The organism is Streptomyces sp. NPDC085900, assembly GCF_044540925.1.
Taxonomy (GTDB): Bacteria; Actinomycetota; Actinomycetes; order Streptomycetales; family Streptomycetaceae; genus Streptomyces; species Streptomyces gilvifuscus.
In genome coordinates this window covers 128,259-142,987 of record NZ_JBITSP010000011.1, presented here as the reverse complement: position 1 = coordinate 142,987, position 14,729 = coordinate 128,259, and the positions used below count along the sequence as shown (strand labels likewise).

The window sequence follows — 14,729 nt, the reverse complement described above, 5'->3', positions numbered from 1 at the left end:
TCGCGGCGTGCTCAGCCGCTCGTCCGCGATGCGAGGACGTCGGCCGGGTCCAGCGTGCGGGTGACCAGGGCGTAGGCGGTCTCGGTGAGGCGGACGTGCCGTCTGCCGACGTAGGCGTCGAGCAGCCGGGCGGCCTCGCCGATGGTGGACCCCGCGCACTCCGCGATCATGCCCCTGGCGATGTCCAGCGTGGCCTTGGCCGCGATGACGCTCTGGACGCGGGTGACGACGTCGTCGGCGCGGTCCGGCTCGGTGGACCAGTGCATCAGGCCCAGCGACGCGGAGTCCGCGAGGGCCTGCGCCAGATGGACGTCGTCCGCGGCCAGGGGTCCCGGCCGCCGGCGCAGCAGGGTGAGGCCTCCCAGGGAGCGCTCGTGCAGCCGCATGGGGATCGCCTGCAGGGACCGGTAGCCGGTCGCGGTCATGGCGGTGACGAGTGCGGGCCAGCGTTCGTGCTCGGCGCCGATGTCGGGGACGCTCCTCGGTTCGCCGCTGCGGTAGCAGTCCATGCAGGGGCCCTGCCCGCTCTGCACCTGCAGCAGCTCCATGAACTCGGCGTCCTCGTCGGTCGCCGCCATCGTCTTCAGGCCGCCCCGGGCGTCCGCGATCATCACCGCCACGGCGTCCACGTCGAACAGGTTCCGGCAGGTGTGGACCAGGCGGCGGAACAGACTCAAGGGGTCGAATTCGGCCGCGTAGGTGTCCGACAGGGCGACGAAGGCCTGAGCCAGCTCTCGCTCGCGGTTCATGCTCGCCTCCCCGGCTTCGTGGTCGCGCGCTGTCGCCGACGCCTGGTGTCCTCAGTCATCGCCGAGGTCCATGGTCCGGGCGACGATGGCACGGGCGACCTCGGTCGCGGTGCGTCCCTGGGCGAAGGCCCGGGCGCGCAGCCGCAGCAGGGCCTCCTCGGCGCTCACTCCGAGCCGCACCATGATCATTCCTGTGGCGTGGTGCACCTCCTCGCGGTCCGTCTCCGCACCTGCCAGCCACGTTACGACTCCTTCGGGGGCCGGAGAAGCGTGATCGAGCGCGATCACGGCGAGACTCAGCGCGTCGGCCACCAGCAGCGCGGTGCGCAGGTGGGCTCCGGTCAGCGAGCCGGACGCGCGTCGGTAGAGGTCGAGGGTGCCCAGAGCGTGCCCGGCACCGGCCAGCGGCAGCGAGAAGACCGACTGCGCGCCCGCCTTGATCGCCTGGACGGAGAACAGCGGCCAGCGGCGGGTGTCGGGAGGGCGGTTGAGGTCGGGGGCGAAGACGGGCGCCCGCAGCCGGACGGCCTCCGTGCTGGGGCCCTCGCCGAGGGTGTACTGGATGTCGGCCAGCCGGGTGGCGACGTGGTCGCTGGCGCAGAGCACTATGCCCGTGCCGTCGTTGTGTCCGGCCACCGTCACCGACAGGCCGGTCGCCAGCGGGAGCAGCCGGCAGCAGGCGCGGCACAGCGCCTCGGGCACCTCGGGCGGCCGCAGACCGCCCACCGCGGCGATGAGCTCGTGGGCGATACGGGCACGCTCCATCTCCATCTCCCGTTCGGCGTCACCGTTGCCCAGTACATCGCCGTCCGGCATGCCCCTCACCTCCCCGCGGCCCTGCCGCGCACCGGTCTCGCCCGATCTTGGCACACACGGGCGGCGACCAGGCGTGTACGGCGACGTATGACAGGGACCCGACCAGCCGCTCTTCCACTCCTCGCCCTTCCGCTCACGCCGGGCATCCACGTCCTCGGACGGCCGCCGGGTACCCGTCCCCGCTCGATCTCAGCGTCCGCGGGGACGAACGGCCCCTTTCGCCGGTGCGGGCCGGCGCGCAGGCTGGGATGCTGGCAGGTGGGGCACCTCAGCGCGCCGGGAGGCGGTCGTGGGCACGAACGGGCAGGCCGCCGGCGCCTTCGAGGAGACCCGGGTGCTGGTCGTCGAGGACGACCGCGGAATCGCCGACTCCCTGGTGCGCGGCCTGCGGCAGGCCGGCTACGTGGTGGAGGGCGTCCGGACCGGGCGGGCGGCCCTGGCGGCCCCCTCCCCCGACGTCGTCCTGCTCGACCTGGGGCTGCCGGACATCGACGGTGTCGAGGTGTGCCGGCGGCTGCGGGCCCGTTCGGACGCCGCGATCATCGCGGTCACCGCGCGCGGCGAGGAGGCGGACCGGGTGGTGGCCCTGGACGAGGGGGCCGACGACTACCTGGTCAAACCGTTCGGGCTGGCCGAGCTGATGGCCCGGATGCGGGCCGTGCTGCGCCGCCGGCGCCCCAGCGGCCCGGAGATCCTGCGGCACGGCCCGCTCTCCGTCGACCTGCGCACCCGGCAGGTGTCGGTCGAGGGGCGGCCCATCGCCCTGACACCGAAGGAGTTCGGGATCCTGGAGTGCCTCAGCGCCGATCCCGGGCGGACGGTGAGCCGGCAGGAGATCCTGGAGCGGGCCTGGGACGCCCACTGGTACGGCCCCACCAAGGTGCTGGACGTGCATGTCGCGGCCCTGCGGCGCAAGCTCGGCGTGCCGGGGCTGATCGAGACGGTGTACGGGCACGGCTTCCGGCTCGGGGCCGTCGCGGACGCCGAAGGGGCCGGGGAGCCGCCGCCGTGAGCCGGCGCATCGCCCTGACCTTCCTCGTCCTCACCACCGTGCTGCTGGTCCTGGCGGTGGTGCCGCTCGGGGTGCTCATGACGGCCCGGGAACGGGTTTCCTTCCGCGACGACCAGCAGGCGGCGACCCGGACGATCGCCGCGGCGGCCGAGGAGCACCTCTCCGACCACCGGTCGGCCGCGGCGATGGACAAGGAGCTCCACGCGGCGGCCGAGGCGGGCGACTGCGCCGCCGTGTACAACGGCTCGGGGCGCCTGGTCGCCAGTACGCCCTGCAAGGCCGCGCAGGGCGAGGAGGCCGACGAGCTGGTGGGGCGGGTGCTCGCCGGGCACGAGCCGGAACCGCCGCAGAACGAGGGACGACTGCTGGCCGCCGAGCCGGCCGGCGACGTGCGGCAGCCCGCGGGGGCCGTCGTCCTGGCCCGTTCCGCCGCGCCGCTCGACGCCCGCATCGCCGCCATCTGGGGCTGGTCCGCCGGGATCGGCGCGCTCGGGCTCGCCGCGTGCGTGCTGCTGTCCGTGCGGCTCGCCCGCTGGGTGAGCCGTCCGCTGTCCACGCTGGACGCGGCAGCCCATCGGCTGGGCGAGGGGAACCTGGGGGAACGGGCCGCCGTGGACGGCGGGCCGCCGGAGGTACAACGGCTGGCCACCACGTTCAACACCATGGCGGGGCGTACGGAGGCGCTGGTGCACGGGCACCGGGCCGTGATCGCCGATGTCTCGCACCAGCTGCGCACCCCGCTCGCCGCGCTGCGGCTGCGGCTGGACGTGCTGGCCGCCGGGGCGCGGGGCGAGACCGCGGCGGAGCTGGCCGCCGCGCAGGTGGAGATCGCCCGGCTGTCCCGGCTGGTCGACGGGCTGCTCGCGGTGGCGCGCGCCGAGCAGACCACGCCCCGGCCCGTCGCCGTACCGGTCGCCGAGGTGGTGGAGGAACGGGTGGCCGCGTGGGCGCCGGTGGCCGAGGAGCGAGGGGTGCGGCTGACGGCCGCGGCCGGGCCCGCCCCGGCCGCCGCGCTGGGCGGCGGGCATCTGGAGCAGGTCCTCGACAACCTGATCGCGAACGCCCTGGACGCCGTGGACGACGGGGGCCGGGTGACCGTCGCGCGGCGCGTGGTGGCGGGGCGGACGGCCGAGCTTCGGGTGGTCGACGACGGGCCGGGGATGGACGCGGAGGCCAAGGAGGTGGCGTTCCACCGGTTCGGCAATCCCGAGGCCCGCGGCAGCGGGCTGGGCCTGGCCATCGTGCACCGGCTGGTCACGGTGAACGGGGGGACGGTACGGCTGGAGGACACACCGGGGGGCGGGCTGACCGTCGTAATGGAACTGCCCCTGTGGACCCGGGAGTCGACGGGGCCGAGATCTTTACCGGTTCTGAAGGAGAGGTGAGCGGATTCCAGGGGGCCGCCCGCGGAGTCTGGAGATGCACGCAGCCGAAAGTGGGCCGCCGATCCTCCAGGAGCCGCTGCCATGTCGTACCCGCCTCCCGACTACGACCCGTCGGCCGTGCCGTCCGCCGGCGCGGCGCGCGCCCGTGATCGCGGGCTGACGCGGATCCGCGGCCTGACCGGCTGGATCGCCGCCGCGGCCGTCGCCGGCACCGCCGCCCTGGGCGCCGTGTACACCCACGTCCTGCCCGGCGGCACGGCCTCCCCGGCCCCCGCCGGACCGGCCGCCCACAACCCGGCGGCACCCTCCTCCTCGGCGACCACCCACCGCACCGGCGGGGAGGGCGACGACGGCGGCGGTGGCGAGGAGGGCGACGACGACGGAGGAGCACGCCAACCCGCCCTCCAGTCCCCCGCCCAGCCTCCCGCCCCCACCCAGCAGCAACCCCAGACCACGACGGGCGCGTCATGACACCGACCAAGACCCAGCCCGCCGAAGTCGCGTTCCCCGCTCTCGGGACCACCGCCGTGCTGCTCGTGGGTGATCCGCGGGCGCTGGGCGTCGCCGAAGAGGTGTTGCGGGACGAGTTGGTGGCGATCGACGTGACGTGCAGCCGGTTCCGGGCCGATTCCGAGCTCAGCCGGGTCAACCTGGCCGCGGGCTCACCGGTCCGGGTCGGCCCGCGGTTCGCCGAGGCGCTCGAGGCCGCGCTCAGGGCCGCCGAACTCACCGACGGCGCGGTCGACCCGACCGTCGGACGGGCGGTGATCGCGCTCGGCTACGACCGTACGTTCGCCTCCGTACGGCCCGAGGACGCCCGCCCCCTGCCGGTGTTCCGGCCCGCCCCCGGCTGGCGCCGGATCGCGTGGGACCCGCGCACCTCGGTGCTGCGCCTGCCCCCGCACACCTCCCTCGACCTGGGCGCGACCGCCAAGGCGCTGGCCGCCGACCGGGCCGCCCGCCGGGCCGCGGCCGCCGCCGGCTGCGGGGTCGTGGTCAACCTGGGCGGCGATCTCGCGGTGGCCGGCCCGGCTCCCGAGGGCGGCTGGCGGATCGCGCTCGCCGACGACCACTCCCGCCCGGTGCCCGGCAACAGCCCCGTGGTCACCGTGACGGCCGGCGCCCTGGCGACCTCCGGCGTCCGGGTGCGCACCTGGCGCCGCGGCGGCCGCACCGTGCACCACATCGTCGACCCGGCCACCGGCGAACCCGCCGCCCCCGTCTGGCGCACCGTCACCGTCGCCGCCGCGACCTGCGTGGACGCCAACGCCGCCAGCACGGCGGCGGTCGTACGGGGCCACGCGGCCGCCGACTGGCTGCGCGACGCCGGACTGCCGGCCCGGCTGGTCGCGGCGGACGGACGGGTCCTGCGACTGGGCGGCTGGCCGCCCGACGACTTCGACGCCCCCGACGGAGGCCCCCGATGACCACCCTCGCCCTGGTCGGCAGCCCGCTCTGGTACGCCAGCCGCGCCGGCGGCACCCTGTCGCTGCTGCTGCTCACCGCCACCGTGGTGCTCGGCATCGCCTCCGGCGGCCGGGCCGCGCCCCGCACGATCGGCCGCTTCGAGATCGGCCTGCTGCACCGCAACCTGTCCGTCCTGACCCTGGTGTTCCTCGTGCTGCACGTGGTCACCGCGGTGCTCGACCCGTTCGTGCACCTGGGGTGGGCGGTGACGGTGCTGCCGTTCGCCGCCTCCTACCGGCCGCTGTGGCTCGGGCTCGGCACGGTCGCGTTCGATCTGCTGCTGGCGGTGCTGGTGACCAGCGCGCTGCGGCTGCGGATCGGGGCACGGCGCTGGAAGGCGGTGCACTGGCTGGCCTACGCGGCCTGGCCGTTCGCCCTCTTCCACGGCGCCGGCACGGGCACGGACACCCGCCTCTCCCTCCAGCTGTGGCTGTACGCCGGGTGCCTGGTCTCCGTGGTCGGCGCCGTGTGGTGGCGGCTGGCGAAGGCCGGTCCCGGTCGGGCCGCCGGGCGGCTGGCCGCCGCGCTCGGCGCGGGCGCCGTACCCGTCGTCCTCACCGCGTTCCTGGCCTCCGGCCCGCTGCAACCCGGCTGGGCCCAGCGCGCCGCCGTCACCACGGCCCTGCACTTCGGAGGTGGCCGGTGAACGCCCCCGCCGAGCGAGCCACTTGGGCCGCGACCGAATCCCGGCTGCAACCCGGCCGCCCCCATCCCGCCACCCTCACCACAACCCCGACCCTCGGAGGTGACCGGTGAACGCCCCCGCCAAGCGAGCCACTTGGGCCGCGACCGAGACCCGCCTCCAACCCGCCACCCTCACCACAGCCCTCACCACAACCCCGCACCACGGAGACGACCGGTGAACGCCCCCGCCAAGCGAGCCACTTGGGCTACGACCGAGACCCGGCTGCTGTCCGGCCGCCCCCATCCCGCCACCCTCACCACAGTCCCGCACCTCGGAGGTGACCGGTGAACGCGCCCGCCGAGCAGGTCACTTGGGCCGCGACCGAGACCCGGCTACTGTCCGGCTGGTATGCCACCGGGCGTCCGGCCGACCTGACCGATCACCTGCGTCGCCACGGTTCGCCCCCGGTCACCGCGGCCCGCGGCAACCACCGGTCCAGGCCGCTGATCCGGGCCCTGGAGGCGGCCGGGCTCACCGGGCGCGGTGGCGCCGGGTTCCCGACGGCCGAGAAGCTGCGCGCGGTCGCGGCGGGACGCGGGCGGCCCGTGGTCGTCGTCAACGCCATGGAGAGCGAACCGGCCAGCCACAAGGACCGGTTCCTGCTCGCCGTGGCCCCGCACCTCGTCCTCGACGGTGCCGTCCTGGCCGCCGAGGCGATCGGCGCCGACTCCGTGCACCTGTGCGTGCCGCGCGGAAGCTCGGCGCAGTACTGGCAGCTGCGCAGGGCCGTCGACGAGCGCCGGGCCGCCTGTCTCGACGAGGTCGACCTGCGCCCGCACGCCCTGCCGCACGCCTACGTTTCCAGCGAGTCGACGTCGCTGGTGCGCTGGCTCAACGGCGGCGAGGCCCGCCCGCTCGGCACCCCGCCGCGTAGTCACGAGCGCGGCGTCGGACGCCGCCCGACCCTCGTCCACAACGCCGAGACCCTCGCCCACCTCGCCCTCATCGCCCGCTACGGCCCCGGCTGGTTCCGGCAGGCCGGCACGCCGGACGAGCCCGGCACCACGCTGGTCACCGTCTCCGGGGCGGTCGCCGCGCCGGGTGTCCTGGAGGTCGCGCTCGGCACGCCGCTCGCCACGGTCCTGGACCGGGCCGGCGGAGCCGTCGAGCCGCTGCGGGCGGTGCTGCTGGGCGGTTTCGCCGGTACCTGGCTGGCGGCCGAGCACCTGGGCACGCCGCTCACCCGGTACGACCTGGCCCGGCTGGGTGCCGCGCCCGGCGCGGGCGTGCTCGTCGCCCTGCCGCGCGCCGCCTGCGGGCTCACCGAGACGGCCCGCATCCTCGCCTACCTGGCCGCGCACAGCGCCGGGCAGTGCGGTCCCTGCCGGTTCGGACTGCCCGCGGTCGCCGACGACTTCGCCGCCCTGGCCGCCGGACAGGCCGACGCCTTCCTGCTGTCGCGGCTGCGCCGGCGCACCGGTCTGCTGCCCGACCGCGGGGCCTGCCGTCATCCCGACGGCGCGGCCCGCCTCGCCGCCTCCGCCCTGGAGTGCTTCGCCGACGACGTCGACCACCACCTCACCCACGGCACCTGCCCCGGCGCCCGGCGCCCGCCGCGGCTGTCCGTCCCCGCGGCCACACCCCCGGAGACCTGGCGATGACCCGCACCCGCACCCTCCGCGTCGACCGCGCCACCTGCACCGGCCAGGGCCTGTGCGCCGAACTCCTGCCGGAACTCGTCGATCTGGACGAGTGGGGCTACCCGATCCTCAAGGGGACGGCGATCCCCTCCCATCTGCACGCCCATGCCCGCCGTGCCGTCGCCGCGTGCCCCGTCCTGGCCCTGCACGCGGACCGGGAAGGGCGGTGAAGGTCACATCGGTGCCCGCTCCGGCCATCGCCCGGTAAAGGGTTCGGCATCGTCCGTTCAACGGCCTTGAACTGTGCATGACCCATTCGATGGGATGCGCGAAGACCATTCGCGATCACCTCATATGACCGCGATCACTTTTCGTGAGACCTCGAATCGCAGGGGGATTCATGCACATAGCCCGCACCGGGCTGGGCGTCGCGTCGGCCACGGCCGTCGCCGCCCTCGCGGTCACCGCTCTAGGGACCGCCGCACCCGCCGCCGTACCGCACACCCTGGCGGTACCGGCCGTCGCCGGACACACTCTCGTCCACGGCGTGAGCAGCCCGCTGACCAGCGAGCAGTGCCAGACCAAGTGGCACATCAACTGCTACACCCCGCTGCAGTACCGCACCGCGTACGACCTCAACGCCCTGTACCACAAGGGCGTGACGGGCAAGGGCCGCACGATCGTCATCGTCGACTCCTACGGCTCGCCGACCGTCCAGCACGACCTGGACGTCTACAGCAAGCAGTTCGGGCTGCCGAGCACCAAGGTGAAGGTGGTCAAGTGGGGCCACGTGCCCGCCTTCGACCCCAAGAACTCCGACATGACGGGCTGGGCCGGCGAGACCACCCTGGACGTCGAGATGGCGCACGCGGTGGCGCCCGCCGCCAAGATCGTGGTCGTAGAGACGGCCGTCTCCGAGACCGAGGGCACCACCGGTCTGCCGGAGATGATGGACGCCGAGAAGTACCTGATCGACCACAACGTCGGCGATGTCATCAGCCAGAGCTTCGGCGCCACGGAGAACACCTTCCCCGGCTTCGACAAGGGCGACTTCTCCAGCATCAAGAAGCTGCGGTACGCGTTCCAGGACGCGAACCGCAAGCACGTGACCGTGCTGGCGGCCTCCGGTGACGGCGGCGCGACCGACCTGAAGCTGGACGGGAAGACGTACTACAACAAGCGCGTCAACTCCTGGCCCTCCTCGGACCCGTTGGTCACCTCCATCGGCGGCACGCAGCTGCACCTGAACGACAAGGGCGAGCGCGTCAAGCCGGACAGCGTCTACAACGACTACGGCTCCGGCGGCGGCGGCCAGTCCCACGTCTTCACCCGCCCGTCCTTCCAGAACGGTGTGAAGAGCAAGGTCGGCGCCCGCCGCGGCACCCCGGACGTCTCGATGTCCGCCGCGGTCAACGGCGGTGCCTGGATCTACTCCAGCTACGACCCGACCGCCGTGGGCTGGGACGTCAGCGGCGGCACCAGCGAGGCCACCCCGCTCTTCTCGGGCATCGTGGCGCTCGCCGACCAGGCGGCCGGCCACCGGGTGGGCAACATCCAGCAGGCGCTGTACGGCCTGTACGCCCACCACGCCAAGGCCAACGGCATCGTCGACGTCAACGACGGCACGAACAACAGCTACGAGGGCGTGACCGGCTACAAGGCCGTCAACGGCTACGACCTCGCCACCGGCGTCGGCACCGTGGACGCCCTGAAGTTCGTCCCGGCCCTCGCCAAGGCGAGCCGCCACGGCTGACGCCCGACAACGGCACACGAACGGCCCGGGTCCCCACCCGGGCCGTTCCCGTGCCCCCCGCCGCCCCAACTGCCTTAATTGCCATGCGGTTTGGGGCGACACCCTCATACGATCCGTTCGCCGCCCGCACGCCAGTTCCCATCCGGGCACCGGCCGCGGGCATCCGAACGGGAGGGATCACTTGACCATGTCCATCGGCGCGCGTTCGCGTGCCGTCCTCGCCTCGCTGGGGACCCTCGGCCTGGCCCTGGCAGCCGCCGTGTCGCCCGCGAGCGCCGCCACCGGCACGCCGACCACGCCGACCCACCTCTTCAACGGCAACCGCGACTGCTCGGCCGACGCAGGCCGCCCCACCTACCTGTGGGCCGGCATCGGCCTGGTCGTCGAGGGCGTCCCCGGGACGACCGACCCGGGCGGCAACCCCTCGGTGGGCGTGCGGTACCAGGCGTGGCCGGTCACCGATCCGACGCACATCACGACGGTCACGCGGGACCACGCGAGCACCGGGTTCGAGGCGCCGGCCACCCTGCCCGCCGACGCCCTCGCGGACGGGCAGACGTACGCCTGGCAGGCGCAGACCGTGATCGGGAGCGCGGCCTCGGACTGGTCGGCGCCCTGCTACGTCACGATCGACGACACCCGCCCGGCGAACGCGCCCACCGTCACCTCGCCCAACTACCCGCCGGACGTGTGGAACCAGGGCGGCGACCGGGTCGAGTTCAAGCTGGGCGCGAACGGCGTCGACGACGTCGGCGGCTACGAGTTCTCCTGGCAGCAGGACCTGCCAGTCATCGGCACGAGCATCGGCGACCACGGCATCCCGCACCCCGTCGACCCGTACGAGGACACCCGGTACTTCAAGCGCGCCGACTCCTCCGACGGTTCGGCCACGCTCAGCCTGGTCCCGCCGCGCGGCTCCGGGGTGCTGACCCTGTGGGTGCGCAGCCTGGACCGGGCCTACAACGGCTCGGCGACCGCGAGTTACACCTTCCGCGTCGGCTCCACCGCGCCCACCGTCACCCCGTCCGACCCCTCGCCCGAGTTCGGCGAACCGGCCACCTTCACGCTCACCCCCGACCCCGCGCTCCAGGCGAAGAGCCCGGTGGTGAGCTACTCGGTGGAGACCACCGGCGGCGCCGACGACAGGACCGTCGAGGTCCCCGCGGCGGCCGACGGCACGGCCCGGGTGACCCTCACCCTGGACGGCCTCTACGGCGAGGGCCTGTGGGTGAGCAGCAACAGCGCCGACGGCTGGGTCAGCGACCAGGCCACGTGGAGCGTCTCCTACGACACCACGCCCACCGTCGCCTCGGACGTCTACCCCGAGTACGGCTCCGGCGGCGGCGCGGGCGTCCCCGGCACGTTCACCCTCGCCCCGAAGGTCAAGGACGTGGTGAGCTACACGTACTCCTTCAACGGCGACCCGGAGGTCACGGTCCCCGCGGCCGCCGACGGCGACGCGAGCCTCGACTGGACCCCGGCCGCGGCCGGCGACCACGACCTCATGGTGTACGCGACGACCGGCTCCGGCCTTCGACTGGCGCCGTACGACTACTACTTCACCGTGAACTGACCTGTCGGAGGCGGTCGGCGTCGACGACCGCTCGGGCGAAGGCGGTGGGCGCCTCCTGCGGGACGTTGTGGCCGACGCCGGTCAGGGTCCGGTGCTCGTAGGCGCCGGTGAACCTGTCCCGGTAGGCGGAGCCCCCGCCCGGGGCGGTGAAGGGGTCGCGCTCGGGGTCGAGGGTGATGGTGGGCACGCCGATCGTCGGCCGCCCGGCGAGGCGCTGCTCGAGTCCGTCGTAGCGGCGCTCGCCGTCGGCGAGGCCGAGGCGCCAGCGGTAGTTGTGGACGACGACGGCCGCGTAGTCGGGGTTGTCGAAGGCCGCGGCGGTGCGCTCGAAGGTGGCGTCGTCGAAGTCCCAGGTCGGGGAGACGGTGTCCCAGACGAACCGGGTCAGGTCGTGGCGCAGGTCCGGGTCCTCCATGGCCCTGCGGCCCCGCTCGGTGGCGAAGTAGTACTGGTACCACCAGTTGTGCTCGGCCTGCGGCGCGATCGGTGCGCGCTGGGCCTCGCGGTCGGTGACGAGGTACCCGCTCACCGACACCAGGGCCGTGCAGCGCTCGGGCCACAGCGCGGCGACGATGTCGGCGGTGCGCGAGCCCCAGTCGAAGCCGGCCAGCACGGCCCGCTCGATCTTCAGCGCGTCCATCAGGGCGATGACGTCGAGGGCGATCGCCGACTGCTGGGCGTTGCGGAAGGTCCGCGCGGACAGGAAGCGGGTGGTGCCGTGGCCGCGCAGATAGGGGACGATCACGCGGTAGCCCTGTTCGGCCAGGAGCGGGGCGACGTCGACGTAACTGTGGATGTCGTACGGCCATCCGTGCAGGCAGATGACGGCGGGGCCGTGGACCGGGCCCAGCTCGGCGTAGCCGACGTCCAGCAGGCCGGCCCTGATCCGCTTCAGCCGCGGGAAGCCGGTGTGCCCGCCCGCGGCCGTGTCGCCCGTGGCCGCGGCCGCGGTTTGTGCGCCCGGCAGACCCGGCAGGCCGGTCAGCGAGACGGTGGCCGCGCCGGTCGTGAGCCCCAGGACCTTGCCGAAACCACGCCTGTCGATCATGCGAATCCCTCCGGACGGCCGTGTCGCCGACTTGTTGGCGGACCGACTGTCGCACGCACCGCGTCACCGGTCAAGCCGGTGACGCAATCGAGGCAGCCCGAAGCGGCCCGGAGCGGCCGTAGCCTGTGCCGACAGGCTTCGTTCCGGAAGGATGCTCCCCATGATCATTTTTGGCACCAAGGGGTACCTCTACCAGCTCGCCATCCTCACCCTCATATGCGGCCAGTGCGGCAACCCCTCCGCTCACACGCTGCGCAAGCGCGTCACGAAGTTCACGCTGTTCTTCGTTCCGTTGTTCCCGATCTCGACCAAGTACGCGACGCAGTGCACCTTCTGCGGCGCCGAGCAGCGGGTGACCAAGGAGCAGGCGGAACAGCTGCAGGCGCAGGCCGCCGCCGGGCAGGGCGGGCCGGCGTACGGGCAGCCGCAGCAGCAGCCGAACCCCTACCAGCAGTGAAGGACGGTGTCAGCGAAGATGAGCTCTCCGTACGGCGGTGACGGCGCCGGCGGCACCCAGCCGTTCGTGATCGACACGAGCAGACCCCACCCGGCCCGGATGTACGACTACTTCCTCGGCGGCAAGGACAACTACGAGGTCGACCAGGAGGCGGCCGAGCGGTTCATCAAGGCGGCCCCCGAGGTGCGGGCGGCCGTCCGGGCGAACCGGCGGTTCATGGAGCGCGCCGTCCGGTACGTCGTCGCCGAGGGCGGCGTCCGGCAGATCCTCGACATCGGCACGGGCCTGCCGACCGAGCCGAACGTGCACCAGATCGCGCGCGCCGTCGCCCCGGGGACGCGGGTGGCCTACGTCGACAACGACCCGATCGTCAGCGCCCATTCACGGACGCTGCTGGACGACGACGACACCGACACCTCCGTCGTCCTGGCCGATCTGCGCGACCCCCGCGCCGTCCTCGACCACCCGGACGTGCGCAGGGTCCTCGACTTCGACCGGCCGGTGGCGCTGCTGCTGCTGGCCGTGCTGCACTTCCTCACCGAGGCGGACGACCCGGACGCCGTCGTCGCCACCCTCCTCGACGCCCTGCCGGCCGGCTCCCACCTCGTGCTGTCCCACGCGACCGTCGACATCCACGAGGACGGCCGCGCGGACGCGGTGAAGGTCTACAACAACGCCACCGCCACCATGAACCCGCGCAGCCACGCCCGGGTCCTGGACTTCTTCGACGGCCTCACCCTGGTCGACCCGGGCCTGGTGCTGGTCCCCGACTGGCGCCCGCAGGAACCGCCGGAGGCCGGCGCTCCGCCGATCGGCATCTACGGCGGGGTGGCCCGCAAGGACCGCTGAGGGACGGCCCGACCGCGGCCGCGGAAGGCCTGCTCCGCACCCGGGAGCAGGCCCTACTTCAGCCCGATGGCCGCACAGTCCGCCGCGTACTTGGACGTGCAGATGTCCTTCACGGTGTAGACGCCGTCCTTGATCACCGTCTCCTTGATGTTGTCCTTGGTGAGGGCGACCACCGGCACGAGCAGAGCCGGGATGTCCTTCTTCGTCGGGCTGTCGACCGAGTCCTGGGTCAGCGCGTCGAAGGCGATCCGGCGGTCCTGCACCTTGGCCACCGCCATCTCCGCGGCGTTCGTCGCCTCCAGCAGGAAGGACTTGTAGACGGTCATGCTCTGCTCGCCGGCGACGATCCGCTGCACCGCGTCCAGGTTGGCGTCCTGCCCGGTGACCGGCGGCAGCTTGGTGGCCCCCGCCTCCTTCAGGGCGTCGATGGCCGCTCCCGCCATGCCGTCGTTGGCCGAGTAGACGGCGGCTATGCCGTTCAGCCCGACGGACTGGACGGCCTTGCGCATGTCCGCCTTCGCCGTGGCGGGCAGCCACTCGTTCACGTCGTAGGACTTGGCTATGACCACCCGCCCCTTCAGCTCGCTCAGCGCCCCGGCCTTGAACAGGGCGGTGTTCGGGTCGGCGGGCGAGCCGTTGATCATCACGATCTTGCTCGTGCCGGCCTTGTCGCCCAGCGCCTCGATGATCGAGCGCCCCTGCACCTCGCCGACGAGTTCGTTGTCGTGCGAGATGTAGGCGTCGATCGGCCCCTGCGCGAGCCGGTCGTAGGCGATCACCGGGATACCTGCGTCCTTGGCCTTCCGCACGCCCGTGGCGATGGACTTGGAGTCGACCGCGTCCAGCACGATCACGTCCACCTTGCGGTCGACCAGGTCCGCGATCTGCCTGCTCTGCTTGGCCGCGCTCGCCTCGGCGTTCTCGTAGACGACCTCGCCCTTGCCGCTGGTGAGGGAGGCGACGCGCTGCTTGAACAGGGGGTAGTCGAACTTCTCGAAGCGGGCGGTCTCCTTGTCCGGCAGCAGCAGCCCGACCTTGATGTCCTTGCGCCGGTTCGGAGCTGCGGAGCTGTCACCGCCGCCCACGGCGTCGATCGCACCGCACGCGGTGAGCGAGAGGGCCGAGGTGGCGGCGACGAGCGGCAGAGCGAGACGAACCGCGGTGGATCTACGGGGGGTTGGAGCGTTCACTTACAGGTGCCTTCCGGGCGAGCGGGCGAGGTGCAAAAGGGCCATCAGGTAGCTGAGTAGCCAAACGGTGCCCGCGAGTCACGTCAAGACATCCGGTTGTCGTTTCGACAGTTCTACGGAATCTCCCCATCCGGGCGGGGGTTCGGATGGTTGTGGCGGAGGGGT

The 14,729-nt window shown here is 73.3% G+C and carries 15 protein-coding genes; 11 read left to right on the top strand and 4 right to left on the bottom strand.

Annotated features, from left to right (window positions below; all coding sequences use genetic code 11):
• Window positions 1-11: 11 nt before the first annotated feature.
• Window positions 12-749 carry a GAF domain-containing protein gene (locus tag ACIGDI_RS32475; RefSeq protein WP_399904139.1) on the bottom strand — a complete coding sequence of 246 codons (738 nt, stop codon included), beginning with the start codon at window positions 747-749 and terminating at the stop codon, window positions 12-14.
• A gap of 51 nt (window positions 750-800) precedes the next feature.
• A complete protein-coding gene (locus ACIGDI_RS32470; protein ID WP_399904136.1) occupies window positions 801-1,565 on the bottom strand; it encodes a GAF and ANTAR domain-containing protein in 765 nt (254 codons plus the stop codon).
• A 289-nt stretch (window positions 1,566-1,854) separates the two neighbouring features.
• Between ACIGDI_RS32470 and ACIGDI_RS32465 the strand changes: the two genes are divergently transcribed.
• The 9 genes from ACIGDI_RS32465 to ACIGDI_RS32425 all read left to right on the top strand — a co-directional run bounded on the left by ACIGDI_RS32465 (window position 1,855) and on the right by ACIGDI_RS32425 (window position 11,020).
• Entirely contained in the window at window positions 1,855-2,577 is a 723-nt protein-coding gene (locus ACIGDI_RS32465) for a response regulator transcription factor (protein ID WP_384816827.1), read from the top strand.
• The gene (locus ACIGDI_RS32460) at window positions 2,574-3,962 is read left to right on the top strand and encodes a sensor histidine kinase (RefSeq protein ID WP_399904134.1); all 1,389 of its coding nucleotides are present in this window, start codon (window positions 2,574-2,576) and stop codon (window positions 3,960-3,962) included. The genes ACIGDI_RS32465 and ACIGDI_RS32460 overlap by 4 nt, the downstream gene beginning before the upstream one ends.
• Window positions 3,963-4,043: 81 nt before the next feature.
• Window positions 4,044-4,433, top strand: a complete 390-nt coding sequence (locus ACIGDI_RS32455; protein WP_399904131.1) for a hypothetical protein — start codon at window positions 4,044-4,046, stop codon at window positions 4,431-4,433.
• Window positions 4,430-5,389, top strand: a complete 960-nt coding sequence (locus tag ACIGDI_RS32450) for an FAD:protein FMN transferase (protein ID WP_399904128.1) — start codon at window positions 4,430-4,432, stop codon at window positions 5,387-5,389. The genes ACIGDI_RS32455 and ACIGDI_RS32450 overlap by 4 nt, the downstream gene beginning before the upstream one ends.
• A complete protein-coding gene (locus ACIGDI_RS32445) occupies window positions 5,386-6,075 on the top strand; it encodes a ferric reductase-like transmembrane domain-containing protein (RefSeq protein WP_399904126.1) in 690 nt (229 codons plus the stop codon). Before ACIGDI_RS32450 ends, ACIGDI_RS32445 begins: the two co-directional genes overlap by 4 nt.
• Window positions 6,076-6,398: 323 nt before the next feature.
• Window positions 6,399-7,715, top strand: a complete 1,317-nt coding sequence (locus ACIGDI_RS32440; RefSeq protein ID WP_399904123.1) for an NADH-ubiquinone oxidoreductase-F iron-sulfur binding region domain-containing protein — start codon at window positions 6,399-6,401, stop codon at window positions 7,713-7,715.
• Window positions 7,712-7,924 (top strand): ferredoxin, encoded by a 213-nt coding sequence (locus tag ACIGDI_RS32435; protein WP_272176464.1) that lies wholly within the window; start codon window positions 7,712-7,714, stop codon window positions 7,922-7,924. Before ACIGDI_RS32440 ends, ACIGDI_RS32435 begins: the two co-directional genes overlap by 4 nt.
• 170 nt (window positions 7,925-8,094) lie before the next feature.
• Window positions 8,095-9,447 (top strand): S8 family serine peptidase, encoded by a 1,353-nt coding sequence (locus tag ACIGDI_RS32430; RefSeq protein ID WP_399904120.1) that lies wholly within the window; start codon window positions 8,095-8,097, stop codon window positions 9,445-9,447.
• 187 nt (window positions 9,448-9,634) lie between these two features.
• Complete coding sequence (locus tag ACIGDI_RS32425) at window positions 9,635-11,020, top strand: hypothetical protein (RefSeq protein ID WP_399904561.1); 1,386 nt, start codon at window positions 9,635-9,637, stop codon at window positions 11,018-11,020.
• Here the strand turns inward: ACIGDI_RS32425 and ACIGDI_RS32420 are convergent.
• Window positions 11,007-12,068: an alpha/beta fold hydrolase gene (locus ACIGDI_RS32420; RefSeq protein WP_399904117.1), complete on the bottom strand. Its 1,062-nt coding sequence runs from the start codon at window positions 12,066-12,068 to the stop codon at window positions 11,007-11,009. The genes ACIGDI_RS32425 and ACIGDI_RS32420 overlap by 14 nt on opposite strands.
• Window positions 12,069-12,228: 160 nt before the next feature.
• Between ACIGDI_RS32420 and ACIGDI_RS32415 the strand changes: the two genes are divergently transcribed.
• A complete protein-coding gene (locus tag ACIGDI_RS32415; RefSeq protein WP_200702342.1) occupies window positions 12,229-12,525 on the top strand; it encodes a zinc-ribbon domain-containing protein in 297 nt (98 codons plus the stop codon).
• Between the two features lie 18 nt (window positions 12,526-12,543).
• On the top strand, window positions 12,544-13,374 hold the full coding sequence (locus ACIGDI_RS32410) for an SAM-dependent methyltransferase (protein WP_399904114.1): 831 nt from the start codon (window positions 12,544-12,546) through the stop codon (window positions 13,372-13,374).
• Between the two features lie 53 nt (window positions 13,375-13,427).
• On the opposite strand, the gene ACIGDI_RS32405 is transcribed toward ACIGDI_RS32410, so the two are convergent.
• Window positions 13,428-14,564 (bottom strand): sugar ABC transporter substrate-binding protein, encoded by a 1,137-nt coding sequence (locus tag ACIGDI_RS32405; RefSeq protein WP_399904111.1) that lies wholly within the window; start codon window positions 14,562-14,564, stop codon window positions 13,428-13,430.
• Window positions 14,565-14,729 lie beyond the last annotated feature (165 nt).

Excerpts from the sequence above, each read along its gene's own strand:
- ACIGDI_RS32420 (WP_399904117.1), bottom strand. The coding sequence starts at position 12,068 with ATGATCGACAGGCGTGGTTTCGGCAAGGTCCTGGGGCTCACGACCGGC.
- ACIGDI_RS32445 (WP_399904126.1), top strand. The coding sequence starts at position 5,386 with ATGACCACCCTCGCCCTGGTCGGCAGCCCGCTCTGGTACGCCAGCCGC.
- ACIGDI_RS32475 (WP_399904139.1), bottom strand. The coding sequence starts at position 749 with ATGAACCGCGAGCGAGAGCTGGCTCAGGCCTTCGTCGCCCTGTCGGAC.
- ACIGDI_RS32450 (WP_399904128.1), top strand. The coding sequence starts at position 4,430 with ATGACACCGACCAAGACCCAGCCCGCCGAAGTCGCGTTCCCCGCTCTC.
- ACIGDI_RS32430 (WP_399904120.1), top strand. The coding sequence starts at position 8,095 with ATGCACATAGCCCGCACCGGGCTGGGCGTCGCGTCGGCCACGGCCGTC.
- ACIGDI_RS32415 (WP_200702342.1), top strand. The coding sequence starts at position 12,229 with ATGATCATTTTTGGCACCAAGGGGTACCTCTACCAGCTCGCCATCCTC.
- ACIGDI_RS32455 (WP_399904131.1), top strand. The coding sequence starts at position 4,044 with ATGTCGTACCCGCCTCCCGACTACGACCCGTCGGCCGTGCCGTCCGCC.
- ACIGDI_RS32410 (WP_399904114.1), top strand. The coding sequence starts at position 12,544 with ATGAGCTCTCCGTACGGCGGTGACGGCGCCGGCGGCACCCAGCCGTTC.
- ACIGDI_RS32435 (WP_272176464.1), top strand. The coding sequence starts at position 7,712 with ATGACCCGCACCCGCACCCTCCGCGTCGACCGCGCCACCTGCACCGGC.
- ACIGDI_RS32470 (WP_399904136.1), bottom strand. The coding sequence starts at position 1,565 with ATGCCGGACGGCGATGTACTGGGCAACGGTGACGCCGAACGGGAGATG.
- ACIGDI_RS32425 (WP_399904561.1), top strand. The coding sequence starts at position 9,635 with ATGTCCATCGGCGCGCGTTCGCGTGCCGTCCTCGCCTCGCTGGGGACC.